The 23,588-nt window shown below is 63.9% G+C and carries 27 protein-coding genes, 1 tRNA gene and 1 pseudogene; 18 read left to right on the top strand and 11 right to left on the bottom strand.

What is annotated here, in order from left to right:
* Positions 1-90: 90 nt before the first annotated feature.
* The 5 genes from cpdR to ACVW16_RS13960 all read left to right on the top strand — a co-directional run bounded on the left by cpdR (position 91) and on the right by ACVW16_RS13960 (position 1,930).
* On the top strand, positions 91-450 hold the full coding sequence (cpdR, locus tag ACVW16_RS13980; protein ID WP_007597092.1) for a cell cycle two-component system response regulator CpdR: 360 nt from the start codon (positions 91-93) through the stop codon (positions 448-450).
* A gap of 76 nt (positions 451-526) precedes the next feature.
* Positions 527-601 (top strand) — tRNA-Val (locus ACVW16_RS13975).
* 144 nt (positions 602-745) lie between these two features.
* The gene (locus ACVW16_RS13970) at positions 746-961 is read left to right on the top strand and encodes a DUF2945 domain-containing protein (protein WP_456737190.1); all 216 of its coding nucleotides are present in this window, start codon (positions 746-748) and stop codon (positions 959-961) included.
* Positions 962-977: 16 nt separating this feature from the next.
* Positions 978-1,529, top strand: coding sequence for a DUF488 domain-containing protein (locus tag ACVW16_RS13965; protein WP_456737191.1), 552 nt, complete (start codon positions 978-980; stop codon positions 1,527-1,529).
* 155 nt (positions 1,530-1,684) lie between these two features.
* A complete protein-coding gene (locus ACVW16_RS13960; RefSeq protein WP_456737192.1) occupies positions 1,685-1,930 on the top strand; it encodes a hypothetical protein in 246 nt (81 codons plus the stop codon).
* Positions 1,931-2,109: 179 nt separating this feature from the next.
* Here the strand turns inward: ACVW16_RS13960 and ACVW16_RS13955 are convergent, their stop codons facing one another.
* The 4 genes from ACVW16_RS13955 to ACVW16_RS13940 are packed head-to-tail and all read right to left on the bottom strand — an operon-like array spanning position 2,110 to position 5,987.
* A complete protein-coding gene (locus ACVW16_RS13955; RefSeq protein ID WP_456699769.1) occupies positions 2,110-2,937 on the bottom strand; it encodes a carbohydrate ABC transporter permease in 828 nt (275 codons plus the stop codon).
* Positions 2,934-3,836, bottom strand: a complete 903-nt coding sequence (locus ACVW16_RS13950) for a carbohydrate ABC transporter permease (protein WP_456737193.1) — start codon at positions 3,834-3,836, stop codon at positions 2,934-2,936. Before ACVW16_RS13950 ends, ACVW16_RS13955 begins: the two co-directional genes overlap by 4 nt.
* A 6-nt stretch (positions 3,837-3,842) precedes the next feature.
* A complete protein-coding gene (locus ACVW16_RS13945; protein WP_456699767.1) occupies positions 3,843-5,195 on the bottom strand; it encodes an ABC transporter substrate-binding protein in 1,353 nt (450 codons plus the stop codon).
* Positions 5,196-5,222: 27 nt separating this feature from the next.
* Complete coding sequence (locus ACVW16_RS13940) at positions 5,223-5,987, bottom strand: FadR/GntR family transcriptional regulator (RefSeq protein ID WP_456699766.1); 765 nt, start codon at positions 5,985-5,987, stop codon at positions 5,223-5,225.
* Positions 5,988-6,158: 171 nt separating this feature from the next.
* Between ACVW16_RS13940 and ACVW16_RS13935 the strand changes: the two genes are divergently transcribed.
* Complete coding sequence (locus ACVW16_RS13935; RefSeq protein WP_456699765.1) at positions 6,159-7,586, top strand: sulfatase family protein; 1,428 nt, start codon at positions 6,159-6,161, stop codon at positions 7,584-7,586.
* 10 nt (positions 7,587-7,596) lie between these two features.
* Here ACVW16_RS13935 and ACVW16_RS13930 read toward each other — a convergent pair whose 3' ends face one another.
* A complete protein-coding gene (locus ACVW16_RS13930; protein WP_456699764.1) occupies positions 7,597-8,688 on the bottom strand; it encodes an enolase C-terminal domain-like protein in 1,092 nt (363 codons plus the stop codon).
* A 107-nt stretch (positions 8,689-8,795) separates the two neighbouring features.
* Between ACVW16_RS13930 and ACVW16_RS13925 the strand changes: the two genes are divergently transcribed.
* On the top strand, positions 8,796-8,933 hold the full coding sequence (locus ACVW16_RS13925; RefSeq protein WP_456737194.1) for a hypothetical protein: 138 nt from the start codon (positions 8,796-8,798) through the stop codon (positions 8,931-8,933).
* Between the two features lie 189 nt (positions 8,934-9,122).
* Here the strand turns inward: ACVW16_RS13925 and ACVW16_RS13920 are convergent, their stop codons facing one another.
* Both ACVW16_RS13920 and ACVW16_RS13915 read right to left on the bottom strand, forming a co-directional pair.
* Entirely contained in the window at positions 9,123-10,358 is a 1,236-nt protein-coding gene (locus ACVW16_RS13920; protein WP_456699762.1) for an ABC transporter substrate-binding protein, read from the bottom strand.
* 172 nt (positions 10,359-10,530) lie between these two features.
* Positions 10,531-11,457 (bottom strand): alpha/beta hydrolase, encoded by a 927-nt coding sequence (locus tag ACVW16_RS13915; RefSeq protein WP_456738280.1) that lies wholly within the window; start codon positions 11,455-11,457, stop codon positions 10,531-10,533.
* Positions 11,458-11,915: 458 nt separating this feature from the next.
* Here ACVW16_RS13915 and ACVW16_RS13910 point away from each other — a divergent pair, with 458 nt between their 5' ends.
* Complete coding sequence (locus ACVW16_RS13910; RefSeq protein ID WP_456737195.1) at positions 11,916-12,056, top strand: hypothetical protein; 141 nt, start codon at positions 11,916-11,918, stop codon at positions 12,054-12,056.
* A gap of 38 nt (positions 12,057-12,094) precedes the next feature.
* Here the strand turns inward: ACVW16_RS13910 and ACVW16_RS13905 are convergent.
* A pseudogene (locus ACVW16_RS13905) lies at positions 12,095-12,327 on the bottom strand (histidine kinase dimerization/phospho-acceptor domain-containing protein); the annotation flags it as partial.
* A 522-nt stretch (positions 12,328-12,849) separates the two neighbouring features.
* Between ACVW16_RS13905 and ACVW16_RS13900 the strand changes: the two are divergent.
* Positions 12,850-13,137, top strand: a complete 288-nt coding sequence (locus tag ACVW16_RS13900) for a hypothetical protein (RefSeq protein WP_456737196.1) — start codon at positions 12,850-12,852, stop codon at positions 13,135-13,137.
* Between the two features lie 44 nt (positions 13,138-13,181).
* On the opposite strand, the gene hydA is transcribed toward ACVW16_RS13900, so the two are convergent.
* On the bottom strand, positions 13,182-14,636 hold the full coding sequence (gene hydA, locus ACVW16_RS13895) for a dihydropyrimidinase (protein WP_456737197.1): 1,455 nt from the start codon (positions 14,634-14,636) through the stop codon (positions 13,182-13,184).
* Positions 14,637-14,748: 112 nt separating this feature from the next.
* Positions 14,749-15,357, bottom strand: coding sequence for a TetR/AcrR family transcriptional regulator (locus ACVW16_RS13890; protein ID WP_456699759.1), 609 nt, complete (start codon positions 15,355-15,357; stop codon positions 14,749-14,751).
* Between the two features lie 99 nt (positions 15,358-15,456).
* Here ACVW16_RS13890 and ACVW16_RS13885 point away from each other — a divergent pair, with 99 nt between their 5' ends.
* The 7 genes from ACVW16_RS13885 (at position 15,457) to ACVW16_RS13855 (ending at position 19,795) form a co-directional block, all read left to right on the top strand.
* Positions 15,457-16,152 carry a PspA/IM30 family protein gene (locus ACVW16_RS13885; RefSeq protein WP_456737198.1) on the top strand — a complete coding sequence of 232 codons (696 nt, stop codon included), beginning with the start codon at positions 15,457-15,459 and terminating at the stop codon, positions 16,150-16,152.
* A 40-nt stretch (positions 16,153-16,192) separates the two neighbouring features.
* The gene (locus ACVW16_RS13880; RefSeq protein ID WP_456699757.1) at positions 16,193-16,468 is read left to right on the top strand and encodes a YiaA/YiaB family inner membrane protein; all 276 of its coding nucleotides are present in this window, start codon (positions 16,193-16,195) and stop codon (positions 16,466-16,468) included.
* A gap of 90 nt (positions 16,469-16,558) precedes the next feature.
* Positions 16,559-16,768, top strand: coding sequence for a hypothetical protein (locus ACVW16_RS13875; RefSeq protein ID WP_456699756.1), 210 nt, complete (start codon positions 16,559-16,561; stop codon positions 16,766-16,768).
* Positions 16,769-16,908: 140 nt separating this feature from the next.
* Positions 16,909-17,970, top strand: a complete 1,062-nt coding sequence (locus ACVW16_RS13870) for an amidohydrolase family protein (RefSeq protein WP_456737199.1) — start codon at positions 16,909-16,911, stop codon at positions 17,968-17,970.
* A gap of 14 nt (positions 17,971-17,984) precedes the next feature.
* Entirely contained in the window at positions 17,985-19,097 is a 1,113-nt protein-coding gene (locus ACVW16_RS13865; protein WP_456699754.1) for an amidohydrolase family protein, read from the top strand.
* 5 nt (positions 19,098-19,102) lie between these two features.
* Entirely contained in the window at positions 19,103-19,516 is a 414-nt protein-coding gene (locus ACVW16_RS13860; RefSeq protein ID WP_456699753.1) for a Rieske (2Fe-2S) protein, read from the top strand.
* Between the two features lie 72 nt (positions 19,517-19,588).
* Positions 19,589-19,795, top strand: a complete 207-nt coding sequence (locus ACVW16_RS13855) for a hypothetical protein (protein ID WP_092239813.1) — start codon at positions 19,589-19,591, stop codon at positions 19,793-19,795.
* 10 nt (positions 19,796-19,805) lie between these two features.
* On the opposite strand, the gene ACVW16_RS13850 is transcribed toward ACVW16_RS13855, so the two are convergent.
* Entirely contained in the window at positions 19,806-20,651 is an 846-nt protein-coding gene (locus ACVW16_RS13850) for an SDR family NAD(P)-dependent oxidoreductase (protein WP_456737200.1), read from the bottom strand.
* Positions 20,652-20,837: 186 nt separating this feature from the next.
* Between ACVW16_RS13850 and ACVW16_RS13845 the strand changes: the two genes are divergently transcribed.
* The gene (locus ACVW16_RS13845) at positions 20,838-22,334 is read left to right on the top strand and encodes an aldehyde dehydrogenase family protein (RefSeq protein ID WP_456699751.1); all 1,497 of its coding nucleotides are present in this window, start codon (positions 20,838-20,840) and stop codon (positions 22,332-22,334) included.
* Between the two features lie 117 nt (positions 22,335-22,451).
* Positions 22,452-23,579 (top strand): alkene reductase, encoded by a 1,128-nt coding sequence (locus ACVW16_RS13840; RefSeq protein ID WP_456737202.1) that lies wholly within the window; start codon positions 22,452-22,454, stop codon positions 23,577-23,579.
* Positions 23,580-23,588 lie beyond the last annotated feature (9 nt).

Genomic DNA, 23,588 nt, shown 5'->3' with positions numbered 1-23,588 from the left:
CCGTCACAGGGTTAAGATTTTCACCCCAAATTTACCCTCTGTCGGGCTTAGTGACCTCTGCCTATCCTCTGGGGATTCGACGTTCCTGCCATGCCAAAAATCCTGCTCGCCGAAGACGACAACGACATGCGCCGTTTCCTGGTCAAGGCGCTGGAAAACGCCGGTTTTCAGGTTTCGTCCCATGACAACGGCATGGCTGCCTATCAGCGCTTGCGGGAAGAGCCGTTCGAGATGCTGCTCACCGACATCGTGATGCCGGAGATGGACGGCATCGAGCTTGCCCGCCGGGCCTCGGAACTGGATCCCGATATCAAGATCATGTTCATCACCGGCTTCGCGGCGGTCGCCCTGAACTCGGATTCAGACGCCCCCAAGAACGCCAAGGTGCTGTCCAAGCCCGTTCACCTGCGCGAATTGGTGAGCGAAGTGAACAAGATGCTGGCGGCCTAAATCGGCCGCGTTCCGTCCTTGCGCACGCTCCCCTGAGCCGTTATAGGGACCCCGACCCGACGCAAGTGGACTATTAGGGCACGTAGCTCAGCGGGAGAGCACTACCTTGACATGGTAGGGGTCACAGGTTCGATCCCTGTCGTGCCCACCACGCTTCCCCAAAAGGCTTCGCGTGGCGCAGCCACGCCCAATGACGGCGAAGCGTGTCCGGCGAAGCTCGCAGAGCATAGATGGCCTGGTGCGTCTCGCGCCGATCTCCCTGGAACGCGCCACGCCCATCCGGCATTGTTCCCCCATGCCCAAGCCCTTTCACCGCGGCGATCACGTCAGCTGGAATTCCGAGGCCGGCCGCGTCCGCGGCCATATCCTGCGCGTCCACACCAGCGACGTCGACTACAAGGGCCACACCCACCACGCGACAGCGGACGATCCGCAATACGAGATCAAGAGCGACAAGACCGATCACGTCGCCCTGCACAAAGGCAAGGCGTTGCGGCGGCTCGAGAGCTGAGCCGACGAGGCCTGCCATGGCTCACCCCTTCTTCACGATCGGCCACGCCACACGTTCGATCGAGGACTTCGTCGCGCTCCTGCAAGGCTGCTCCGTCAGCTTCGTCGCCGATGTCCGCACCGTGCCGCGCTCGCGCACCAATCCGCAATATGATCGCGAGACGCTGCCGCAAACGCTGGCGGCATTTGCGATCGGCTACGAGCACATTGCCTCGCTCGGCGGCCTGCGCAGCCGCACGCGCGAGGTGCCGCGCGAGACCAACGCGTTCTGGCAGAACGACAGCTTTCACAATTACGCCGACCACGCCATGGGCGCGGCCTTTCACGAGGGCCTCGCGCATTTGCGCGAGCTGGCGCAGACGCGGCGCTGCGCCATCATGTGTGCGGAGACCTTGTGGTGGCGCTGTCACCGGCGGATCATCGCCGACTACCTGCTCGCCGCCGGCGGGACGGTGTTTCACATTCTCGGTCCCGGACAGGTCGACGAGGCCACGATGAATTCAGCCGCGCACGTCCTTCCTGACGGCCGGCTCGATTATCCCGCGCAGGAGCAGTCAGGCGCTCCCTGATGAGATGTCGCCAGCATTGCCTGCTTCCGCTCCCGGTTTGAAAATGAAATGATCGAAATAGACGTGTGGGGCGTGAGCCCGTCCGTGTCGGTTACATCGCGCTATGATATGGACGATGCTTCGATGTGGTGCATTTCACGGGGAAGGGAATGCGGATGACGCGGCCGATCTGTCTTGTCCTCGCGGTGCTGGTGCTGATGGCAACGCGCGCTGATGCGGCGATCATCGATTGGCAGGCCGAACTGCAGCGCTGCCGTGCGCTGCGCGAGACCGTGGCGCCGCTGCTTCAGGCCGGCGAGGGCATATCCGCCGTCGGCCGCTCCAACAGATCCGTCCGCCGCTGCATCTGGATCCAGCGCATGGCGGTGCGCAGGAAGATCCCTGGCGCCGAGACGTGGTAGCCGGACTATTGCCGTCACCCTGCTTCTTCAGCGGCCCTCGAGGAGCGACGGCCCGGCTGCATCCGGGCCGCGCATCCTTCGAGGCTCCCGGCGCAATGCTTTGCATTGCGCCACTCGCACCTGGGGATGACGGAGCTTCGCTGACGACCGCAAAAGGGCTGTTTTGCAGCCTCATAGCATCAGCCCTTGACTGCGCCGGCCGTCAGCCCGGACACGAGATAGCGGCGCACCGCGAGCGAGAAGATCAGCACCGGCGCCATCACCAGCGAGCCGCCGGCGGCGATCTTGCCCCATTCCCAGCCCTCGTAATTCATGAAGTTGACGACGGCGACCGGCGCGGTGCGCGCATTGGTGCGGGTCAGGATCAGCGCGAAAAAGAAATCGTTCCAGGCGTAGAGGAAGCACAGGATCGCGGTCGCCGCGATCCCCGGTGTCACCATTGGCAACACGATTCTGGTGAATACCGTGCGGGTCCGCGCGCCGTCGACGAGGGCTGCTTCCTCCAGCGAGACGGGAATCGTGTCGAAGAACGGCTGCATCATCCAGATCACCAGCGGCAGGTTGAAGCTGGTGTAGACCAGCACGAGGCCGGTGATGGTGTCGAGCAGGCCGATCCAGCGATAGAACAGGAAGAACGGAATCGTGAAGGCGATCGGCGGCGCCATGCGGGTCACCAGGATGGCGAAGGACAGCCCGTGCTTGCCGCGGCCAGACCAGCGCGACAGTGCGTAGGCCGCTGGCACGCCAAACAGCAGCGCCAGTGCGGTCGAAAGCGAGGCGCTGAGCAGGCTGTTGACGAAGGAGGCCGAGAACGCGCTGTGCCAGAGCGCGATGTAATTCTGCAGCGTCGGCGTGAAGATCAGCGGCGGCGGGAATTGCAGGATCTGGTCGTTGGTCTTGAAGCTCATCTGCAATAGCCACAGGAACGGCGACAGCAGGATCAGCAGCGTGACCGTGATTGCGATCAGCCGGCCGGGCGTGGCCTTGCGGAGGGACGATTCGTTCATGCCAGTGCCTCGCGGCGGCGGCCCATCCAGACCACGCCAAGGCTGATGCCGCAGACCAGCAGCAGCATCACCACGGTGACCGCGCTGGAATAGCCGATCTCGTTGGTGTCGAAGGCGAGGAGGTATGCATAATAATTGGTGACTTCAGTGACGGTGCCCGGGCCGCCACCAGTGAGCAGGAAGATCAGCGGAAACGCCTTCACGCTGTCGATCAGGCGGAACATACCTGAGATCACCAGGATCGGCGTGATGAAGGGCAGGGTGACGTACCAAAAGATCTGCAGCTTGTTGGCGCCATCGACGAGGGCAGCTTCCGAATATTCGTCGGGAATGGTTTGCAGCGCCGCCAGCACCATCAGGAAGGTGAACGGCAACCATTCCCAGGTGTCGGCGATGATGATCGAGGTCAGCGCGAAATCGACGTTTGACGTCAGTGCCGGCAGCGTGAAATGCAGCGCCTGCGCCGCGTAGTAAAGCGGGCTGATGTCGGGCGCGTAGATCAGCTTCCAGATCACCGCCACCACGATCGGCGGCAGCACCATCGGGATTAAGAAGAACGTGCGGGCGAGTTCGACGAAACGCGACGGCACGTTCAACAACAGCGCCAGCAGCATGCCGAGCAGCACCTGGAACAGCACGCTCGCGACCGAGAGCTTGGCCTGCACAGCCAGCGAGTTGACGAAGCGCGGATCGCCCGGTAGCAGCGAATAGTTACGCAACGGCTCGCTGAAATCGGCGGCCGAGCCCGGCGTCGTCAGCTGGAACGGCGTCAGGCTGGTCACGACCAGATAGATCGCCGGCAGCACGGCGACGGCGAACAGCACGATCAGGCTTGGGGTGAGCGCGAAGGCGATGAACCTTCGGCGCTCCAGGTCAATTCCGCTCTCGGTCAATTCCACTCTCGCTCAAAGCTTCGCCCCGGCGCGGCGGAGTGCGGCAATGGCCTGGTCTTGCGCTGCGTTCATGGCGTCCTTGGCCGGCAGCTGGCCGGTTGCGACCTGCTCGAATGCCTTGTTGAGGACGTCGCCGACAACAGGGAATTCCTTGGTGGTGCGATAAGCCATGTAGTTCTCGCCCTTGCCCGGCAGTTCCAGAACCTCGAGATAGAGCGCGCCGAGATCCTGGCCGTTCACCGTGTTGAGCTTGCGATACTCATCGCTGGTGATGATCGAGCGGCGGCAGATCGAGGAGTGGCCGTGCTCCTTCACGAGCTTCATCGAGATCTCGGGGCCGAGCGCCCATTTGATGAATTCCCACGCCGCCTTCTGGTTCTTGGCGTTCTTGGGAATGCCGAGGCCCTGGCTGTTCGAGGCCGGATAATCGTGCACGGGGCCGGCGGGCGAGCGCACCACACGCGAAGTGTCCTTCACCTTGCTGTCGTCCGAGAGCAGGATCGGCGTGACCCAGGCGCTGGAATGGATGAAGATGTTGGCGCGCCCGGTCAGCATCGCCTGCCGGGCCTGGTCCTCGGTGTAGGTCAACACGCCTTTCGGCGCGCTCTTCAGGAGGTTCGCATAGAACTCGACGCCCTGAATCGCCTCGGGCGTATTCAGCGCCGGCATCGGATCGCCCGGCGGATTTTTGAAGATGTTGCCGCCAAAGCCCTGGATGTAGGGCGGTAGATTCCAGTTGTGCAGGAACCACGACACCAGGCCGCTGACCCCATCGGTGCCGTTGATCTCGGCGCAAACCTGCTGCAGCTCGGCGAAGGTTTTGGGGATCTTCAGCCCCTTCTTCTCCATCAGGTCCATGCGCGACAGGCCCATCAGCATGGCGCCGCCTTCCCAGGAATAGCCGTAAGTGGCGCCCTTGGCGTCGCGATAGGGCACCTGCGCGCCATCGACGAAATCCTTCGGATTCCACTCCGCCGCAGTCAGGTTGGCATCGCCCGTGAACTCGTCGAGATTGGCGAGCAGACCGGCGGCGATCCAGCGCGTCGCCAGCGTGAAGGTGACGTTGACGAAATCATAAGCCGAGCCGCCAGACGACAATTCGAGATTGGCCTGCTGGTTGTAGACGGGCAGGGCCGAGAGCTGGAGGTCGACCTTCATGCCGGTCTTCTCCTCGAACTCGGGTATGTATTTTTGCAGCAGCGTGAAGAAGCGGTGCTGGAACGACGCGCCGTGCAGCGTGACGCCGGCAAACGGTTTTGTCTGGGCGATCAGCGGCGCCGGAAATGCGGCCAACGCCGCGCCCGCGGCACTCGCTTTCAGCAATTTGCGGCGGGTGATCGAGCTCGCGCGCGATGCGTTTTTCATCCTTACCTCCCTCATTGATGTTAGGCTTCAACGCGTCCGTCTGGTGCGGACGTTCTCGTCCTCGGCGTCCTTCTTCTTCTGGCGCGCCATGGCCGTGATGATGTTCCCTTCGGTGAGGTCCATCAGCTTGTGCATCGCCTGGCGCGCACCATCGGGATTGCGCGCCCAGATCTCGTCGAGCACGGCGCGGTGATAGGGCAGGCTTTTCCGCGGCGCGCCGGGATTGGTGCTCGACAAGTCGAATGACATCCGCAGTGCGGCCGCGACCGTCGCGCCGAACGCGATCAGGAAATCATTGCCGGTGGCAATGAGAATGCCGCGGTGGAATTGCAAATCAGGCTCGGCATAGGCGACGCGGTCCATGCCGGCCGCATCCATGCCGCGATAGGCGCGCTCGATCCGCGCAAAGTCTTCGTCGGTGCCGCGCAGCGCGCAGATGGCGCAGGCCTCCGGCTCCACGATGCGGCGTACTTCGAGGATCTGCTTGGCGAATTCCTGCGTCGGCAGCGCCGACAGCGTCCAGTTCAAGAGCTCCTCGTCGAGCATGTTCCAGTCGAACCGCGCCCGCACATGGGTGCCGGCCTTCTGTTTCGAGGCGATCAGGCCCTTGGCCTTGAGCAGCGACAGCGCCTCCCGGATCGAGGCGCGGCTGACATCGAAGCGCGACGCCAACTCGATCTCGCGCGGCAAGGTCGTGCCTTCGCGCCAGACCCCGGTCAGGATCATCCGCGCCACCTCACGGGCGACCTGGGCGCTCGATTGCGGGCTGTCCTTGCTGGGAGATTTTGCCACGGCGATCCTGGATTCGTGGAATTGAAATGTCTGATTTATTACGCTTGCGCGCGAAGAATGGCGCATAATCGCGCCGGTGAAAGCAGATAATCAAATCCATCCTCGTTTGACAAGAATTATTATGTCAGACATATATCCTATTGACGCAGTGCCGCACAGGACAATGCCATCGTGACAAAGCCCCACATCATCCTGGTCATGACCGACCAGCAGCGTTTCGACACGATCGCGGCGACGGGCCACCCCTACATGAAGACGCCGAACCTCGACCGCCTGGTGCGTGAGGGCGTCTATTTCGACAATTGCTTCATCAACGCGCCGAGCTGCGTGCCCTCGCGCGCGGCACTGTTCTCCGGGCTCTATCCGCACGCCTCGGGCGTGCTGAAGAACGGCCAGCACTGGCAGAAGACCTGGGTCAGCAAGCTGGGCGAAGCCGGCTATCACAGCGTCAATGTCGGCAAGATGCACACCATCCCCTATGACGCGAAGGCCGGCTTCCACGAACGCTTCGTGGTCGAGAACAAGGATCGCTTCTTCGAGGGCCGCTGGTTCGCCGACGAGCTCGACAAGGCCTTCGCGGCGCACAAGCTGACAAAACCCTCGCGCGCCGGCTATCGCAGCCTGCCCGACTATGGCGACCGCATGGGCGCCTTCACCTGGGAGATGCCGAAGTCGCTGCACCCGGACATCTTCGTCGCTGAGACCGCGATGTGGTGGCTGCAGACGCGCCCCAAGCCGGCGGCGCTGTTCATGCAGATCGGCCTGCCGGGGCCGCATCCGCCCTATGATCCGCTGCCGGAATATCTGGAGCACTATCTCGCCCGCAACGATCTTCCGGTGCCGCAACCGACCGACGCGGAGATCGAGGGCCTGCCGGCGTACCTCAAGGAGAAGCGCCGCCACGACACTGAAGTGGATCACGACGCGGTGTCATGGAAGCTTCAGCCCACGCATGAAGAGATGCGCCGCCTTCGCGCGCATTATTATGCCAACGTCACCATGATCGACGAGCAGATCGGCCGTCTGATCCAGACGCTCGAGGACAAGGGGTACCTCGATGATTGCGTCGTCGTCTTCATGTCGGACCATGGCGACAATCTCGGTGAGCACGGTCTCAGCCAGAAATGGTCGATGTACGAGCCCGTAACCCGCATCCCGCTGCTGTTCTGGTCGCCCAGCCTGCTCTCCGGCGGCCGCCGCATCCGCGGGAAGTGCCAGCTGTTCGATCTTGCGCCGACCATCCTTGATCTTGCCGGCGCCGAGCATCCAAAGCCGCTCCAGGCTCGCAGCCTGCTGCCGGCCCTGAAGGGCGAGGCATGGACCGGCCGCGATGTCGTTTTCTCCGAGCAGGCCGGCGACGTTGCCATGACCGGCGCAAGGCTGATCACGATGGTGCGCGATGACAGGTGGAAGGTCGTGTTCATTCACGGCGCCGCGGACGGGCAGCTGTTCGACCTCGCGACCGATCCGTTCGAGCGCCACAATCTCTGGGGCATGCCCGAGCATGCCGGCGAGATCAACCGCCTCAAGGATGCCTTCATCGACTGGCGCCAGAATAGCCTGTTGGAGACGATGGACCTGAATGCGGCGGCGCGGTGAGCAGCTTCAATCACCCCGCCAGATACTTGCTCACCGCCCCTTCATCCCATTCGATCCCATTCCCCGGCTCCTCGCTTGGCAGCGCATAGCCGTCCTTGATCTTCAGCCGGCTCGCCAGCACCGCATCGGCCCAGTCGACATATTCCAGCCAGTGCGCCGTCGGCGTTACGCAGAGCAGGTGCGCGCTGACTTCCGAGAACAGATGCGTCGACATCTCGATGCCTGCGGCGTGCGCCAGTGACGCGGCGCGCAGCCAACCGGTGACGCCGCCGATGCGCTGCACGTCGGGCATCACATAGTCGCAGGCCTCGGCCGAGAGCGCGGCCTGCATCGCCAAGGCGCCGTCAAAGTTCTCGCCGATCTGGACCGGCGTGCGCAGCGCATCCGCGATGCGGGCGCAGCCCGCATAATCGTCGTGACGGATCGGCTCCTCGATCCAGCTCAACCCCTCGTCGTCGAGCATCTCGCCGCGGCGGATCGCTTCGGTGATCGTCAGCGCCTGATTGTAGTCGCACATCAGCGTCACGTCGTCGCCGACGGCCTTGCGCACCGCGCGGACCACGGCGAGATCCTCCCGCGCATCGGGCCGGCCGACGCGGATCTTGGCGGCGTGGAAGCCTTCGGCCAGCAGCTTGTGGGCTTCCTCCACCGCGGCGCCAACGGGCATGATGCCGAGCCCCTTCGAATTGTAGGCCTTCACCGGCTTCGGCGCGCCGCCGAGCAGCCGCGCCAGCGGCAGGGCTCTGCTACGTGCCAGTGCATCCCACGCCGCCATGTCGATGCCGGACTGCGCCAGCCGTTGCAGCCCGGCAAGCCCGAGCAGCGTGAAGCGCTGGGTCAGCTTGCGCTCGATCTCGAACGGCAGCAGCTCGTCGCCGGCGACGAGCTGCGACATCTCCGCGACCATCGCGGTCAACGGCTTCAGGGCCGACGGCGTGATCGCAAACAGATAGGCACGGCCCACCGCGCCCTGGTCGGTCTCGCAGTCGATCAGCACCAGCGGCGCCTGCGCGACCGCGCCGGTCGAGGTCTTCAGCGGCAAATTCATCGGCACGATCACGGGGCGCGCCTTGAAGCGCGTGATACGGATGGTCTCGGTCATGGGGTCTCACGGTGTGAATGCAGGTTCATGAGCGATCTTAGACATTCGTCATGAAACGAAAAGGCGTCTGCCGCGACTTATCATCATTGGGTTGGACGCGCTCAACGATGCGGCGGAGCGGCGTCATAACCGAGCGCGCGCCGGGCCTCGAGCTTTATCTCGATCCCGCCGTGGTGAAATCAGGCGATGCCGCGCGCGTGCGCTCGCTGCTGGAGAGCGCGCGGCCGTCGCTGAATCCGGCGTGAGGGGGAGATCCTATTGAACCCGGACGTTGCCGAGGGCCAGGTGCGCTCCCTCTCCGCTTGCGGGGGAGGGGGTGCCTCCGCATCGGGAAAGTGGATGATGTCCCTCCCTGCTGAGAACCCTCACCCGCCGCGCTCTGCGAGCGCATCGCCGGCGGAGCAAGCCCGCATACAATCGTGAAATAAGTCACCTCACCTTGCCGCCCCTTCCGTGAACGCCGTCTCGATCACCGCGCCGAACGGCTGCCACGAGCGCCCATCAAATTGTACCAGCCTCATCTGCTTGATCGGCAGATAGCTGTCCGGCGACGTGTTCATCCTGATGTTGGGCAGCGCCACCGATGGGTGATAATTCCGCAGCGACGCCGCCTGGCGCATGATGTTCTCGCGTGAGAAGTCGTCACCGCATTGCTTCAGAACCTGCGTCAGGGCCTCGGCCGCGGCATAGCCGTACAGTGCCGCGCTGCTGTTCGCGCTCTCGACCTGATAGAACTTGTCCATGAAGGCGAACCAGTCCTTCATGGCCGGATCGTCCTTCCAGGCGGGATCGCTCGGGTCCTTCAGGAAGGCCGCCGAGATCACCCCGGCCGAATTCTCCAGGCCCGCGGGCGCCATCGCGTTGGCGATCGAGGCGGAGGCGTCGTTGACGATGAACACCGGGTGCCAGTGCAGCGAGGCCGCCAGCTGGATCACCTTGGCCGCGGTCGAGGGCACACCGAGAAAGACGAAGATATCCGCATCCGCGCGCTTGAGGATCGAGACGTGCCCTTCGAGATGCTCGTCGTTGATGTCGAAGGCGACGTCGACCAGGACCTGGCGGTTCAGGTCGCCGAGCCCCTCCTGGATGCCCTTGTAGAGCATCCGGCCGAACTGGTCGTTCTGCCAGAGAACGACGATCTTCTTCCGGGGATAATAGGCCTGGATGTAATTGGCGTAGATGCGTCCCTCCGACCGGTAGGGCGGTTGCCAACCCATGGTCCAGGGAAACGCCCTGGCCTGGCTCAGCTCCTCGTCGCCGGAGGCGACGAACAGCTGCGGGATCTTCCTCTCGTTCAGGTACCAGCGCGTGGCGAGATTGCCTGGTGTGCCGAATGAGCCGAACATCAGCTGCACGTTGTCCTTCTCGACGAGATCGCGGGTCAACTGCAGCGCTGTCGCGGGATCGGAATTGTCGTCGCGGCTGATGAAGCGGATCTTGCGGCCGTTGATGCCGCCGCGATCGTTGATCATGTCGAAATAGGCGGCCTCCGCCTTGCCGATCGCGCCGAACTCCGAGAGCGGCCCCGAATAGGGCACGATGTTGCCGATGCGGATGTCCTTGTCCGATCCGGGATCGGAGCTGGGTTGCTCGGAACGCTGCTGCGACATCGCCCCCAGCGAAGCGAGCGCGGCGATCAAAACGAACAACAGTCTGCCGGTGACGCGCATGCTCGACACCTTGTCGCTGGCCCCCAACGAAGTCGGCTCGTTCTGCACCAAGGCAACTTGATCTACGTCAAGCGTTTGGCAATCCTGTGGCACCCTGAGAGGAAGCGGCAGACGTGTTGACGGGCTTGAGAGGGGTGCGCGGGAAATGCTGAGACACGTCGCCGCGCCGCGGCTACGGCAGCCCGCGCGCCTCCAACTGATGCACCAGCAGCAGCGTCGGCTCCGCGAGGCTGTCGCCGGAGCCGTCCAAACCGAACGCCGCGGCGATGCCGTCGTGGCTGCGCAGCAGCGTGGTGCGCGGGCAGTGGCCGGCGCCGCAGAGCGTTTTCTTCAGCGTCTCGCCTTGTGCAACGAGATGCGCGGGATCGTTGGCGGCCCAGGCCAGCAAGATCGGCTCCTCGACATTGAGAATACCGGGAAATACCGAGCGCTTGTCATATTGAGCGGGGTCAGCGCCGAAATAGGCTTTCTCGCTGTCGCTGGCATCCTTACCGGCGCGGTAGATGCCGGAGACCAGCACCACGGCAGCGAGATCGGCGCGGTCGGCCTGCAACTCGGGATGCGCCAAGAGGCTCGCGACATGGAATGCGCCGGCGCCATAGCCGACTGCGACGATCTCGCGGGCATCGCCGTTGAACAGGTCGATATTGCCGTGGATCCACGACAGCGCCGCTGCCACGTCGGTCGCGCCCATCGGCCAGGTCGCCGCCGGGGCCAGGCGATAATTCACGCGCACCCCGATCATGCCGTTGCGCGCGGCGAAGCACATCGCCTCGTCCTGGATGTCGCGGGACAGCTCCGGCGCGCCGCGGTCGCCGGTGAACGTGTCGCCCGCCACGAACAGCAGCACCGGCCGCGGCGTGTCCGCCTTGGTGGCCTCGCTGGTCGCGACGTCGAGCACATTGGCCTCGCTGTCACCATAGCGCAGGCCGCGCGCGAAGGTGACCTGCTCGCACAGCCGCGCGACGCCGCCGGCAGTCGTGTCGCTATCGGTGAGGCCTGTCAGGACAAGATCGGACGGTGGCCGCACCGGCAACAGGCCATGCGCAGAAGCCGCGGTCACGGTCAGGAGAAGCAAAAATACCAGACAATTCTTCATCATGAGGTTGCCGGGGCTGGCGCAATTCATATTGGCGGGCCGGTTTGGCCGGTCTTTTCAATTTGCCACATTACTACTTTGTTGGTTTCTCTTGTTGGTTGGTCTTGCGGCGTTTTCACGGCACCCTGAGCCTGTTCTTTGTTTTAATCCGCGGCTGGACGTGCAGTCGGCGCGGCTGCCGTCCGTCTGCCCGAAGGCATTGGGGTCGATCGTGCAGCTCGGCTTGCCCAGGCTCTCGAAATTCGATCCCGCCGTGCCAATCTCGCAGTTGCGCAGGGATGACGTTTGCTCCGGCGCGCCAGGCGTCTGGCGAGCGCAACCCCGCCGCATTCCGGCGAGGTCGTTCTACTTTGCATGGGGTTGTTTTCGACTTTTTCGCCGTTCGCGCGTCCGTGATGGAACCTGTTGGCGGCTGGTGCGACTTATCCATAGACGCTGGAGTAAAGCGCGAGGCTGTCATGGCAGAGAAGCATACCGCCGACCCGGCGGAGATCATGCGGGCGACCGGTCATCCTGAGTTGGAATATGCCGCCGGCTGGACCATCGCTGGTCTCGTCACCATCGGCACCATTGTCGCCGCCTGGGTGTTTGGGATCTAGCTCGCAGGAAACCGAAGCTCGAAGGCCACGCCCCCCCCGGAGCTGCCCGGAAACCGGCTCCTCAGGTCGGCGATCACGGGCGCGCCAGATCCGGGCGCTCGTTCTGCTGCAGGCTTTCGGCACGAGCCAACTCGCGCAGCCGCTGCGCCATCGCCTCGAGCCGTCGGGTATCGGACAGGATGTTGGCGATGAAGGTCCGCTGCTCGGCCGGCGTCAGGCCCTCGGCCTTGCCCTCACAGGAATCCTGCAGAAGCTCGGCCGCGCCCTTGATACGGAATCGAGAAATGCCTGATCGGCTGGATCTCCGCAGCGATCGTCGTAGCCGGGCTCGTCATGTGCAGATGACCTTTCGTGATGAGTGGCATCAGGAAATCTGCATGGCCCTTGTGCAGAAGCCCGGATCAACGTCTGCATGGTTTCAGGAGTCTTTTGCAGATTTCTTGCAGGCCCGCTCACGGCTCTCGCGGAACGCGAATCGCTTTGATAGGTGCGAAGCATCAGCCACTCCCCGGACGTGATGCACCATGCAATTCCTCGGTCGTCTCGGCCTCATCCTGCTCTGGCTCGGCGCGCCTCTCTTCGCATTCGCGGCCGCGAAAAGAACGATCCCTATCTGCTCCCGCTGCGCGGTGTTGGAAACATCGCGCTTGTCATTGCAAGATCGCGATTGCCATTCTGCGGCTTCGCCGCGGGCGTTGTCACAGTCGCTCCGGCAAGCTGCTCGTCACGCTCCGGTGCTTGCCGCCGATGCTGATGGCGGTGGCGCATCTCAGCTTCGAGCTGCGCAAGCACGATGTGCTCAGGCGCCAGCGCGACCGAAGCGCGTCGGCTCGGTCCCCACTTCGTGGTCGGCTATTCCTCTTTTCCAGAGGTCGCGCGCAACGCCGGCGTAGACCTGCTGCTGGTCGCCTATGATGGCGCGCAGTTCTACCGGATCTTTGGATGCGCTCTCGATGGATCGCGGCAGGGCAAGCTCGATGCGGAAATGCTGCGTGCGAGTGCGGCGCGATTGGGAAGAGGCCTTCCGATCGAGCAGGCGTCACACGTCACTGGCTTGGCCGGTCAGCCTTTCGCGCGCTGATGCGTGACGAGAACTTTCGTTTCCGGTCGAGAAGGGTCGCGATCCTAAGGCGTCACCGCTCCGCGAGCCACGCCGCGCGGGGCGGTCAGCTCTTTCCAGGTCGAGTTGGCGATATGCACCGGCGAGAATGCCGGGCGCTCGACATAGTGCCCATCGCCCGCCTCGGCACGCAGATCGCCGTCCTTCCACACGATGCGACCGCGCGAGAGCGTTGCGGCGGGCTGGCCGGTGCAGGCGAAGCCCTCGAACACGTTGTAATCGATCCGGCTCATTTGCCGCTTCGCGCTGATGGTCTTCGTCGCCTTGGGGTCCCACACCACGATATCGGCCTCCGAGCCGACCGCGATCGCGCCCTTGCGCGGATAGATGTTCAGGATCCGGGCGATGTTCGCCGAGGTCACCGCAACGAATTCCTCCTTCGTCAGTCGCCCCGTGGCGACGCCGGCGGTCCACAGCAATGCCAGGCGATCTTCGAGGCCGCCGGTACCGTTGGGAATCTTCCTGAAGTCGCCGAGGCCAAAGCGCTTCTGCTCGGTGGTGAAGGCGCAATGGTCGGTCGCGACCACTTGCAGCGAGCCGGATTGGAGGCCGGCCCACAGGCTGTCCTGATGCGACTTGTCCCGGAACGGCGGCGACATCACGCGCTGCGCCGAATGATCCCAGTCCTTGTTCTGATATTCGCGGTCATCAAGCAGCAGATGCTGGATCAGCGGCTCGCCATAGACGCGCTTCCCGGCCGCCCGCGCCCGCGCGATGGCCTCATGCGCCTCACGGCAACTTGTGTGCACGATATAGACAGGCGTGCCCGTCATGTCGGCGATCATGATGGCGCGGTTGGTGGCTTCGCCCTCGACCTCCGGCGGCCGCGAATAGGCATGCCCCTCAGGGCCGGTGACGCCACGGGCGATCAGCGCCTCCTGCATCAGCGCGACGACATCGCCGTTTTCGGCGTGCACCACCGGCATCGCGCCGAGATGGGCGCAGCGTGCGAACGAGTTGTAGAGCTCGTCATCGTTCACCATCAGCGCGCCCTTGTAGGCCATGAAATGCTTGAAGGTGTTGATGCCGTAGGTTTTGACCACGGTCTCCATCTCGTCATAGATCTGCTTGGACCATGACGTCACCGCCATGTGGAAGCCGTAGTCGGTCGCGGCCTTCTCGGATTTGTGTCGCCATTCCTGATAGGCCGCAAGCATCGACTGGCCCGGATCGGGCAGGCAGAAATCCACCACCATGGTGGTGCCGCCCGCCAGCGCCGCCTTCGTGCCGGATTCGAAATCATCGGCGGTGACGGTGCCCATGAACGGCATTTCGAGATGGGTGTGCGGATCGATGCCGCCTGGAATGACGTAGGCGCCGCCGGCGTCGATGATCTCCGCACCGGTGGGAGCCGGGATCGACGCGCCGACCGCGACGATGCTGCCGCCCTCGATCAGCACGTCCGCACGGCGCGAATGATCGTGATTGACGACGGTGCCGCCGCGGATGAGGAGGGTCATAGGAGCTCCGAAAGGCGAGGGGAGAGGACACGGGAAGCGGAGGCTAAGCGTCCTGGTCGCGATGCGACAGGCGAAATTTTAGTCAGCCGCCGCTCGCTGCGCGCTCTCGTCGTTACGCGGCCCGTGCGATCAGTCCGTCGATCATCGCGCGCACCAGGCCCGCGATTTCCTTGCGCAGCGCGGGCAGCGGCACGGCGACGAGCTTCTGCTCCAGTCCGAGGGCCACCATGCCATGCACGGCCGAGAACAGGCTGCGCGCGGTGATGCCGAGCTCCTCCTGGCTGCGTTCGGGAAACAGCGCGGCGAGCGGCGCATAGATGTGCCGGAACAGCTGCATCTGGTCGTGGATCGACCAGTCCGGAACGATCTTGTCGGCCTCCATACGGTGTTCGAACAGCGCGCGCCAGAGCTCGAGATTTTCCGCGGCGAAATCGCAATAGGCGATGGCAATGCGGACCAGCCTCTCCCGCGGCGAGGGCTCACCGGCTTCTTCCGCGGCGCTGAGCGCGTCGTCCAGTCGATGCAGTGTGCGCGAGCCGACCCGCAGGATCAGCTCGTCCATATCGGCAACGAGATTGTAAACTGCCCCGTTGGCGCAGCCGATCTCGCTGGCAAGATCGCGGGTTTTCAGGCCCGCCAATCCGCGGGTAGCAATCATCCGCTCCGCCGCCTGGATCAGATCTGTCCGTAATTTCTCTCGACGTTCCAGTGTCTTAGACATTCATTAACCAGGGATGTGAGCGTTGCTCAAATTTATCTTGAGCAACGCTCAAGGTATGCTACAAAGCACGTGAGCAATGCTCATAACAGGGAGCGGACAATGTTCAAGACCGTCGTTACACTTTTCCGCGGCAGCGTCGCCGCCGCAGGCGAGGAGCTGGAGGACCGGACGGCCCTGCTGATCCTCGACCAGCAGATGCGCGATGCGGCCGCGGCCGTCGAGCGCAGCAAGCGAACGCTGGCGCTGGCGATCGCGCAGGACCAGCAGGAAGGTCGCAAGCTCGAAGCCACTGTCGCCCGGATCGCCGACCTCGAGACCCGGGCGGTCGCGGCGCTCGATGGTGGCCGCGAGGATCTCGCCAAGGAGGCGGCCGAGTCCATTGCGGGCCTCGAGGCCGACCGTGACGCGGCGCTGACGGCGAGGGCGCTGTTCGCCAACGAGATTGCCCGGCTGAAGCGGCATGTCGCGAACGCGCAGGCTCGCATCACGGAGCTCGATCGCGGCCGCCGTGTTGCGCGGGCCTCGGAGGCGGTACGCTCGCTTCGCCGCAGCGGCATTGAGGCGGCGCGTCCTTGCGAATCGACGCTACCGGAGGCGGAGAGCACCTTGAGACGTCTGCGAGACCGGCAGATCGAGGCCCAGGCCGCCGATGACGCCCTGGTCGAGCTCGACGCGGCCACCGGTCCGCTCGCCACCGCCGAGAAGCTCGCCGAGCAGGGCTTTGGCCCGCGGCTCAAGACAACCGCGGACGACGTGCTGGCGCGGCTGAAGTCCAAGCGCACACCGACTGCATGAACTCAAGCCCACTCATCATCAGATCCAACAGGAGACGACCATGAACCAGAACGGCCAACCCCACAGCGGCGCCTGGGTGACCTTTACTTACGCGTCCTTTGCAGCCTCCGCCTTCCTCGTTGCCCTCGGCGTCTTCTTCCTGCCGATCGATCTCTGGATGAAGGGCTATCTCGCCATGGGCATCGTGATGCTGGTCCAGACCTGCGTCACCTTGACCAAGACCGTGCGTGACAACCACGAGAGCAGCCGCCTCGTGAACCGCATCGAAGACGCCAAGGCCGAGCGGCTGCTGATGGAGGTCTCCAAGGCCGCTTGAGCGGAGAACATGGAAGAGGGGCGGCGGATGCCGCAGCATCCGCCGCTTTCGCGCTCTTCATCGTCAGCGATTTCGGTGCGTTATGCCTGAGTGCCGGTCAAGCTGGGCGCGCTCTGCGCACTTCTCGTGGTCACTGTCATGCTGATCGCCGCCAGCAGTGGTGAAGCGCGCCGGCACGCGGTGCTGCTCACCGTGCTCCGGCTGGTGAGCTCGGTGCTCGCAGTTCCCCTAACGTCGGCCGTTCCCGCCACCGAGGCTGCGATCGCGCTGGTGCAGCGCATTTTGATGATGGCGACCTGACGCCATATCGCTATTGCGAAATGCAACCGAGGCATGACGGATCGCGCAGCGCTGCGCCCTTGCGCGTCGGTTCGGCTCGGAGCACTCTGCACGGGCGGTGCAGAGAACGCCGCCGATAAAGATTGCCCGAGGAAGCATCCATGGCGGTGACGCGGATCGACTGCGATATCCACCCGGCGGTTGGAGGCACGCGCACGACGCTGCGGCCGTATCTCAGCGATCACTGGAAAGAGCAGGTGGTGAGCCGCGCCATCGACGGCCTCGATCTCACCTCCTATCCGCCGAGCATGCCGCTCACCGGCCGCGCCGATTGGCGGCCGGCCAACGGTGCCAAACCCGGCTCCGATCTCGCCATGGTGCAGAAGGGCGCCTTCGACCAGCTGGGCTCCAGCCACGCGATCCTCAACGTGCTGTACGGCGCGCAGGCCGTGTTCGACGCCTATATGGCGGCCGACTTCTGCAAGGCTATCAACGACTGGATTGCGGCCGAATGGCTGTCGCGTGACCCGCGCCTGCGCGCGTCCATCGTGGTTCCGATGCAGGCGCCTGACCTCGCGATCGAGGAGATCGAGCGTCATGCCAGCGACCAGCGCTTCGTCTCCATCCTGGTGCTGGCGCAGGGTGAGACGTTGCTGGGCCGGCGGCATTTCTGGCCGGTCTATCAGCTCGCGGAGAAATACAAGCTGCCGCTCGCGATCCACGCCGGCACGCAGTATCGGCAAGCGCCGAGCTCGGCCGGCTGGCCATCGCACCGCTACGAGTACTATTTCGTCGAGGCGCAAGCGTTTCAGGCCCAGATCCTGAGCCTCATCTACGAGGGTGTGTTCGGCAAGTTCCCAGGTCTCAAGGTCGTGCTCATGGAATCAGGCGTGAGCTGGCTGCCCGCCTTTATGTGGCGCGCCAACAAGACCTGGCGCGGCGTCCGCGTCGAGGTGCCCTGGGTCGAGCGCGAACCCGCCGCGATCATCCGCGACAATTTCCGCGTCACCATGCAGCCGTTCGATGCGCCCGGCGATGCCAGGAGCGTCGAGGAGATCATCAACCAGATCGGCTCCGAAAAAATGTTCTTGTTCGCGTCCGACTATCCGCACTGGCAATTCGATGGCGACGATCCCATCCCGCCGCATCTTCCGAAGAGCGTCATCGACAAGATGTGCGTCGACAATCCGCTGGAGACATTTCCGCGGTTGAAGCTCAATTAGTTCAGGAGGTTCGTATGAGTGAAGTCATCGACCGTCCATTGCGTGACGACGCGAAGCCCGTCGCATCAAAGCTGCGCATCGTCGATTGCGACGTGCATCCGAGCCTGCATTCGTTCGAAGACCTCAACGCGTTCCTACCGAAAAGATGGCAGCAGCACTTGAGGGAGTATGGCAGCCATCTGCGCACGCCCTATCTTTTCACCACACCCTATCCGCGGTCATCACCGCTGATCGCGCGCCGCGATGCCTGGCCGCCGACCGGCGGGCCGCCGGGCTCCGATCTCGCGTTCATGCAGAAGCAGCATCTCGATCCGCTCGATGTCGAGTTCGGCATCTTGCAGGTGCTCGATCTCTTCATCTTCTCGCAGCAGAACCTGGAATTCGGCGCCGCGATCCAGCGCGCCATCAACGACTGGCAACTGGCGTTCTGGTCGCACCGCGATCCGCGCCTGAAGGCCTCGATCCTGGTCGGGCAGGACGGGGTCGACCTCGCCATCGCCGAGATCGAGCGTTGCGCCAGAACAGGCGAATACATCCAGATCAACGTCTCGCCGCGCGCCAACGAGCCGCTCGGCCGCCGCCGCTACTGGCCGATTTACGAGCGTGCGCAGGCGCTCGACCTGCCGCTCGGCATCCATGTCGGCGGCTATGGCGGCCATGCGCCGACCGGCGGCGGCTGGCCGTCATATTATGTCGAGGAGCATCAGTCGAACGCGCACACCATCGCAGCTCAACTTGCCAGCCTCGTGATCGAGGGCGTGCCGGAACGGTTTCCGAAGCTGAAGATCGTCTTCATCGAGGGCGGCTTCGGCTGGATTCCCTCGGCGGTGTGGCGCATGGACCAACATTTCGAGCGCTTCCGCAGCGAGGTGCCGCATCTCAAGCGCAGGCCGTCGGAATATGTCCGTGATCACTTCTGGTTCACGACCCAGCCGATCGACGAGCCCGACGAGGCGCGGCATCTGCGCTCGCTGATCGAGTGGGTTGGCATCGATCGTCTGCTGTTCTCGTCGGACTATCCACACTGGGATTTCGACGATCCGCGTTTCGCCTTCAAGACGCCGCTGACCGAGGCCGAGCGGAAGAAGATCTTCAGCACCAACGCCCGCGCGGTTTACAAGCTCTGATCCACATGGCCCGTCACATCGTCGCGTCCACATCAGAGATTCCGCCCGGGGGCAACAAGGTCGTCGATATTGCCGGGCGCGACATCGTCGTGTTCCACGTCAATGGCGAGTTCTTCGCGCTGTTGAACCGCTGCCCTCACGAGGGCGCGCCGCTGGAGAAGGCAGCCTGCGTGGCGCGGCTGACTTCGCCAGAGCCCGGCGTGTATGAGCGATCACGCGTCGGCGAGATGCTGCGCTGCCCGTGGCACGGTTGGGAGTTCGACATGCGCAACGGCCAGTCCTGGTTCGACCCGACACGGGTCAGGATTCGCTCATATCCGGTTGCGGTGGAGCGCGGCGACGAATTGCAGAAGGGGCCCTATGTCGCTGAGACGTTTCCGGTACATGTCGAAGACTCCTATGTGATTGTCGACGTCTAGGGCGGCATTGCCGATTGAGATTCAGCCGCAAGTGCGTTATGGCTCTCGCGCTTTCAAGGGCGGAGACGAGCTTTGTCGAAACAATCCCTGCGTGAAGAGGCCGAGCGCCTGATCCGCGAATCGATGGAAAAGAAGACCGTCGTCGTGAAGCAGGGCACCACCCGTATTGAGGCGGTCTGCGGCAAATGCGGCGCGCCAAACCGGGTGCAGGCGGAAAAGGGCCAGAGCAGGGTCAAATTCGCCTGCAAGAATTGTGGGCACCAGCAAGAGACGCTGTAAGGCGGTCCGCCTAGCTTCCCTTCACAAACTTGGCAAATTTATCCGTGTAATCCGGATGCCAGCGCGACAGCGGCGGGCGGTTTTCGACGATATCGCCGGCGGCCCACAATATGCGCTTCTCGTCGAGTGCGCGCGGCACGTCGTTGTCAGGGCACAGGATGTAGAAATCGCCGGCCTCAAGCCGCGCAATCATGAAATCCACTGTTTGCTCCGGCGTCCACGCGCCGTCGGGCTTTTCGGTGCGGCCCTTGGCGGTGAGCCCGGTGAACACGAAGCCGGGGATCAGCAGATGCGCGGTGATGCGGCAATCCTTCGTGTTGCGCAGCTCGTGCTGGAGGGCTTCCGTAAAAGCCTTCACGCCAGCCTTGGAGACGTTGTAGGCGGGATCGCCGGGTGGGGTGGTGATGCCCTGCTTGGAGCCGGTGTTGACGATCAGGCCCGGCCTGCCGCGCGCAATCATGTTGGGCGCGAAGATGCGCGCGACGTTGATGATGCCCCACATGTTGACGTCGATGATCCGCTGCCAATTGTCAGGCTCTCCGAACAGCGTGCTGCCCGGCTGGATACCGGCGTTGTTCATCAGCAGGTCCGTGCCGCCGAAATGAGCGCCTACGGCGCGTTCCAGTTCCGCCACGTTCTCGATTCGGCTGACGTCGATCGCGGATGTCATCACATGAGCCGCGCCTGCAATCGATGACAGTCTTGTTGCGGCTTCGGCCAGCCTGTTTTCGTCGAGATCGGCAATGCAGACCTTCATCCCGGCGCGCGCGAACGCGGCTGCCGCGGCAAGACCGATGCCGGATGCGCCGCCGGTGACGACGGCGACGTTGCCCTTGGCGATGACAGGATGTGGCATGGCTGTTCTCCGGGACTGGCTCGTGATGGAGCTATGACATGGCGCTCGCGCGACCCTGCACAAGTCGGCATGGGAGGTCTTCGTTCCGCATCGACTTTACGCCTTTCCAGCGCCGCTGTATTCTGTTCGGATCAACGATCCCGCCCAGATCGAACCCAATCAATCACCTACCCAGGGAGTGCAGCCATGGCTGTGTCGCAGGCTATTCCGATCACGCGCCATCCGTTCGCCAACGGGTCCTACAAGCAGATGCTGATCGACGGGAAGTGGGTGGATGCTGTTTCCGGCAAGCGTTTCGAGACTCATAACCCCGCCACCGGCGAGCTGCTCGCAACCGTGGCGGAGGGCGACAAGGAAGACATCGATCGTGCGGTCGCCGCCGCCCGGCGCGCCTTCGAAGGGCCCTGGAGCAAGGTCAAACCGTTCGAGCGCCAGAACCTTCTGCTCAGGCTTGCCGATCTCGTCGAGAAGAATTTCGACGAATTGTCGCAGCTCGACACGCTCGACATGGGCGCGCCGCTCAGCCGCACCCGGGCCTATCGCCTGCGCGCCGTCGGCATGCTGCGCTATTACGCCGGCCAGACCACGGCGATCCACGGCGAGACGATCGAGAACTCGCTGCCCGGCGAGATATTCTCCTACACGCTGAAGGAGCCGATCGGTGTCGTCGGCGCCATCATCCCCTGGAACGGGCCGCTCACTGCGACCATCTGGAAGATTGGCCCGGCGATCGCGACCGGCTGCACCGTGGTGCTCAAGCCGGCCGAAGAGGCGCCGCTGACCTCGCTGCGCATCGCCGAGCTCGCGATGGAAGCCGGCGTTCCGCCCGGTGTCATCAACGTCGTGCCCGGCTACGGCGAGACCGCGGGTGCCGCGCTGGCCTCGCATCATGATGTCGACAAGGTCGCCTTCACCGGCTCGCATGTCACGGGCCAGTCGATCATTCGCGCCTCCGCCGGCAATCTCAAGCGCGTGTCGCTCGAGCTCGGCGGCAAGTCGCCTGATATCGTGTTCGCGGATGCCGATCTCGATGCGGCAGTCCCGGGTGCTGCGATGGCGGTGTTTGCCAATTCGGGCCAGATCTGCAGCGCCGGCACGCGCCTGTTCGTCGAGCAGGCGATCTACGAGGAATTCGTCGGCCGCGTCGCCGAATTCGGCAAGAAGCTTCAGGTCGGCAACGGCCTCGATCCCAACGTGCAGATCGGCCCGCTGGTCTCCGAGCAGCAGCTCGAGCGCGTCACCGGCTACCTCGACGTCGGCCAGAAGGAGGGCGCACGCGCGCTTGCCGGCGGCGGCCGCGTCACCGAAGGCGCGCTTGCCAAAGGCTTCTTCGTCTCGCCGACGGTGTTCGCCGGCGTCCAGGACAACATGCGGATCGCACAGGAGGAGATTTTCGGTCCCGTCATCTCCGCAATCGCGTTCAAGGACATGGACGAGCTGGTCAATCGTGCCAACAACACCACGTTTGGCCTCGGCTCCGGTCTGTGGACGCGTGACGTCACCAAGGCGCATGCGGTCGCGAAGCGCCTGCGCGCCGGCTCGGTGTGGGTGAATTGCTACCAGGCGATGGACCCGGCCGTGCCGTTCGGCGGCTACAAGATGAGCGGCTATGGCCGCGAGTCCGGCAAGCAGCACGTCGAGGAATATCTCAACGTGAAGGCCGTCTGGATCAAGACGGCGTAAGGCTGTTCTCTGCCGCGTGCGGCGCGAACGAATATCCGGTTTTCATGGGGCGGCGCCCTTCCGGTGACCGCCCCTCGCTATATGATCCGCATCCTTTCCGAGATATCCGGGGCTCCCATGAAATTCGAGGCGTTGTTTAGACCCTTGCAGGTCGGTCCGTACAAGCTTGCGCATCGCGTCGCGATGGCACCGCTGACCCGGATGCGGGCGGAGCGCGACAGTTTTGCTCCACGGCCGCTCAACGCCGAATATTACGGCCAGCGCGCGACGGAAGGTGGCCTCATCATCGCGGAGGCGTCGCCGGTCCTTTCACAAGGACGCGGCAACCCGGCGACGCCCGGCATCTATTCGGAGGCGCAAGTGTCCGGCTGGCGCAAGGTGGTCGATGCCGTGCATGCCAAGGGCGGCATCATCTTTCTCCAGCTCTGGCATGTCGGCCGAGCCTCGCATTCCTCCTATCATGGCGGCGCAATGCCGGTGTCGGCGTCGGCGATTCCGATCAGGGCCGAAGGCATGAAGGCGATGACCGCCGACGGCAAGCTCGCCGACTACGAGACGCCGCGCGCGCTGGAGACCGGCGAGGTCAAGGACATCGTCGAGGCGTTCAGGCAGGGCGCGAAGAACGCGCTCGCCGCGGGCTTCGACGGTGTCGAGATCCACGGCGCCAACGGCTATCTGCTCGAGCAGTTCCTGCAGTCGCGCAGCAATCAGCGCACCGATCAATATGGCGGCTCGATCGAGAACCGCACGCGCCTGCTGCTTGAAGTGACGCAGGCCGCAATCGACGTCTGGGGCGCGAACCGCGTCGGCGTGCGGCTGTCGCCGCACGGCATCGCCAATGATTCCGCCGAGCCTGATCCGATGCCGCTCTACACCCACGTGGTGAGAGCGCTCGACAAGCTCGGTCTCGCCTATCTGCATTTCATCGAGCCGCGCTCGAGCGGCGCGGGCCGCGCCGACGTCCATTGGGAAAACGTGCCCTCCGCCATGGTGCTGTTCCGTCCACACTACAGCGGCGTGCTGATGACGGCAGGTGGTTTTACCGGCGAGACCGCGAACGCGGCGATCGCGGACGGTCATGCCGACATCATCGCGTTCGGCCGGATCTTCATCTCCAATCCCGATCTGCCGCGGCGTCTCGAGCACGATTACCCGATTGCGCCATATAACCGCGCGACGTTCTATGGCGGTGAGGAGAAGGGGTATACGGATTATCCCGTCTATGGCGAGCTGACGCCGGCGTGACGCGGCCGT

It is taken from the genome of Bradyrhizobium sp. USDA 4474, from assembly GCF_054057515.1.
This window is presented reverse-complemented; position numbering and strand designations above follow the sequence as displayed.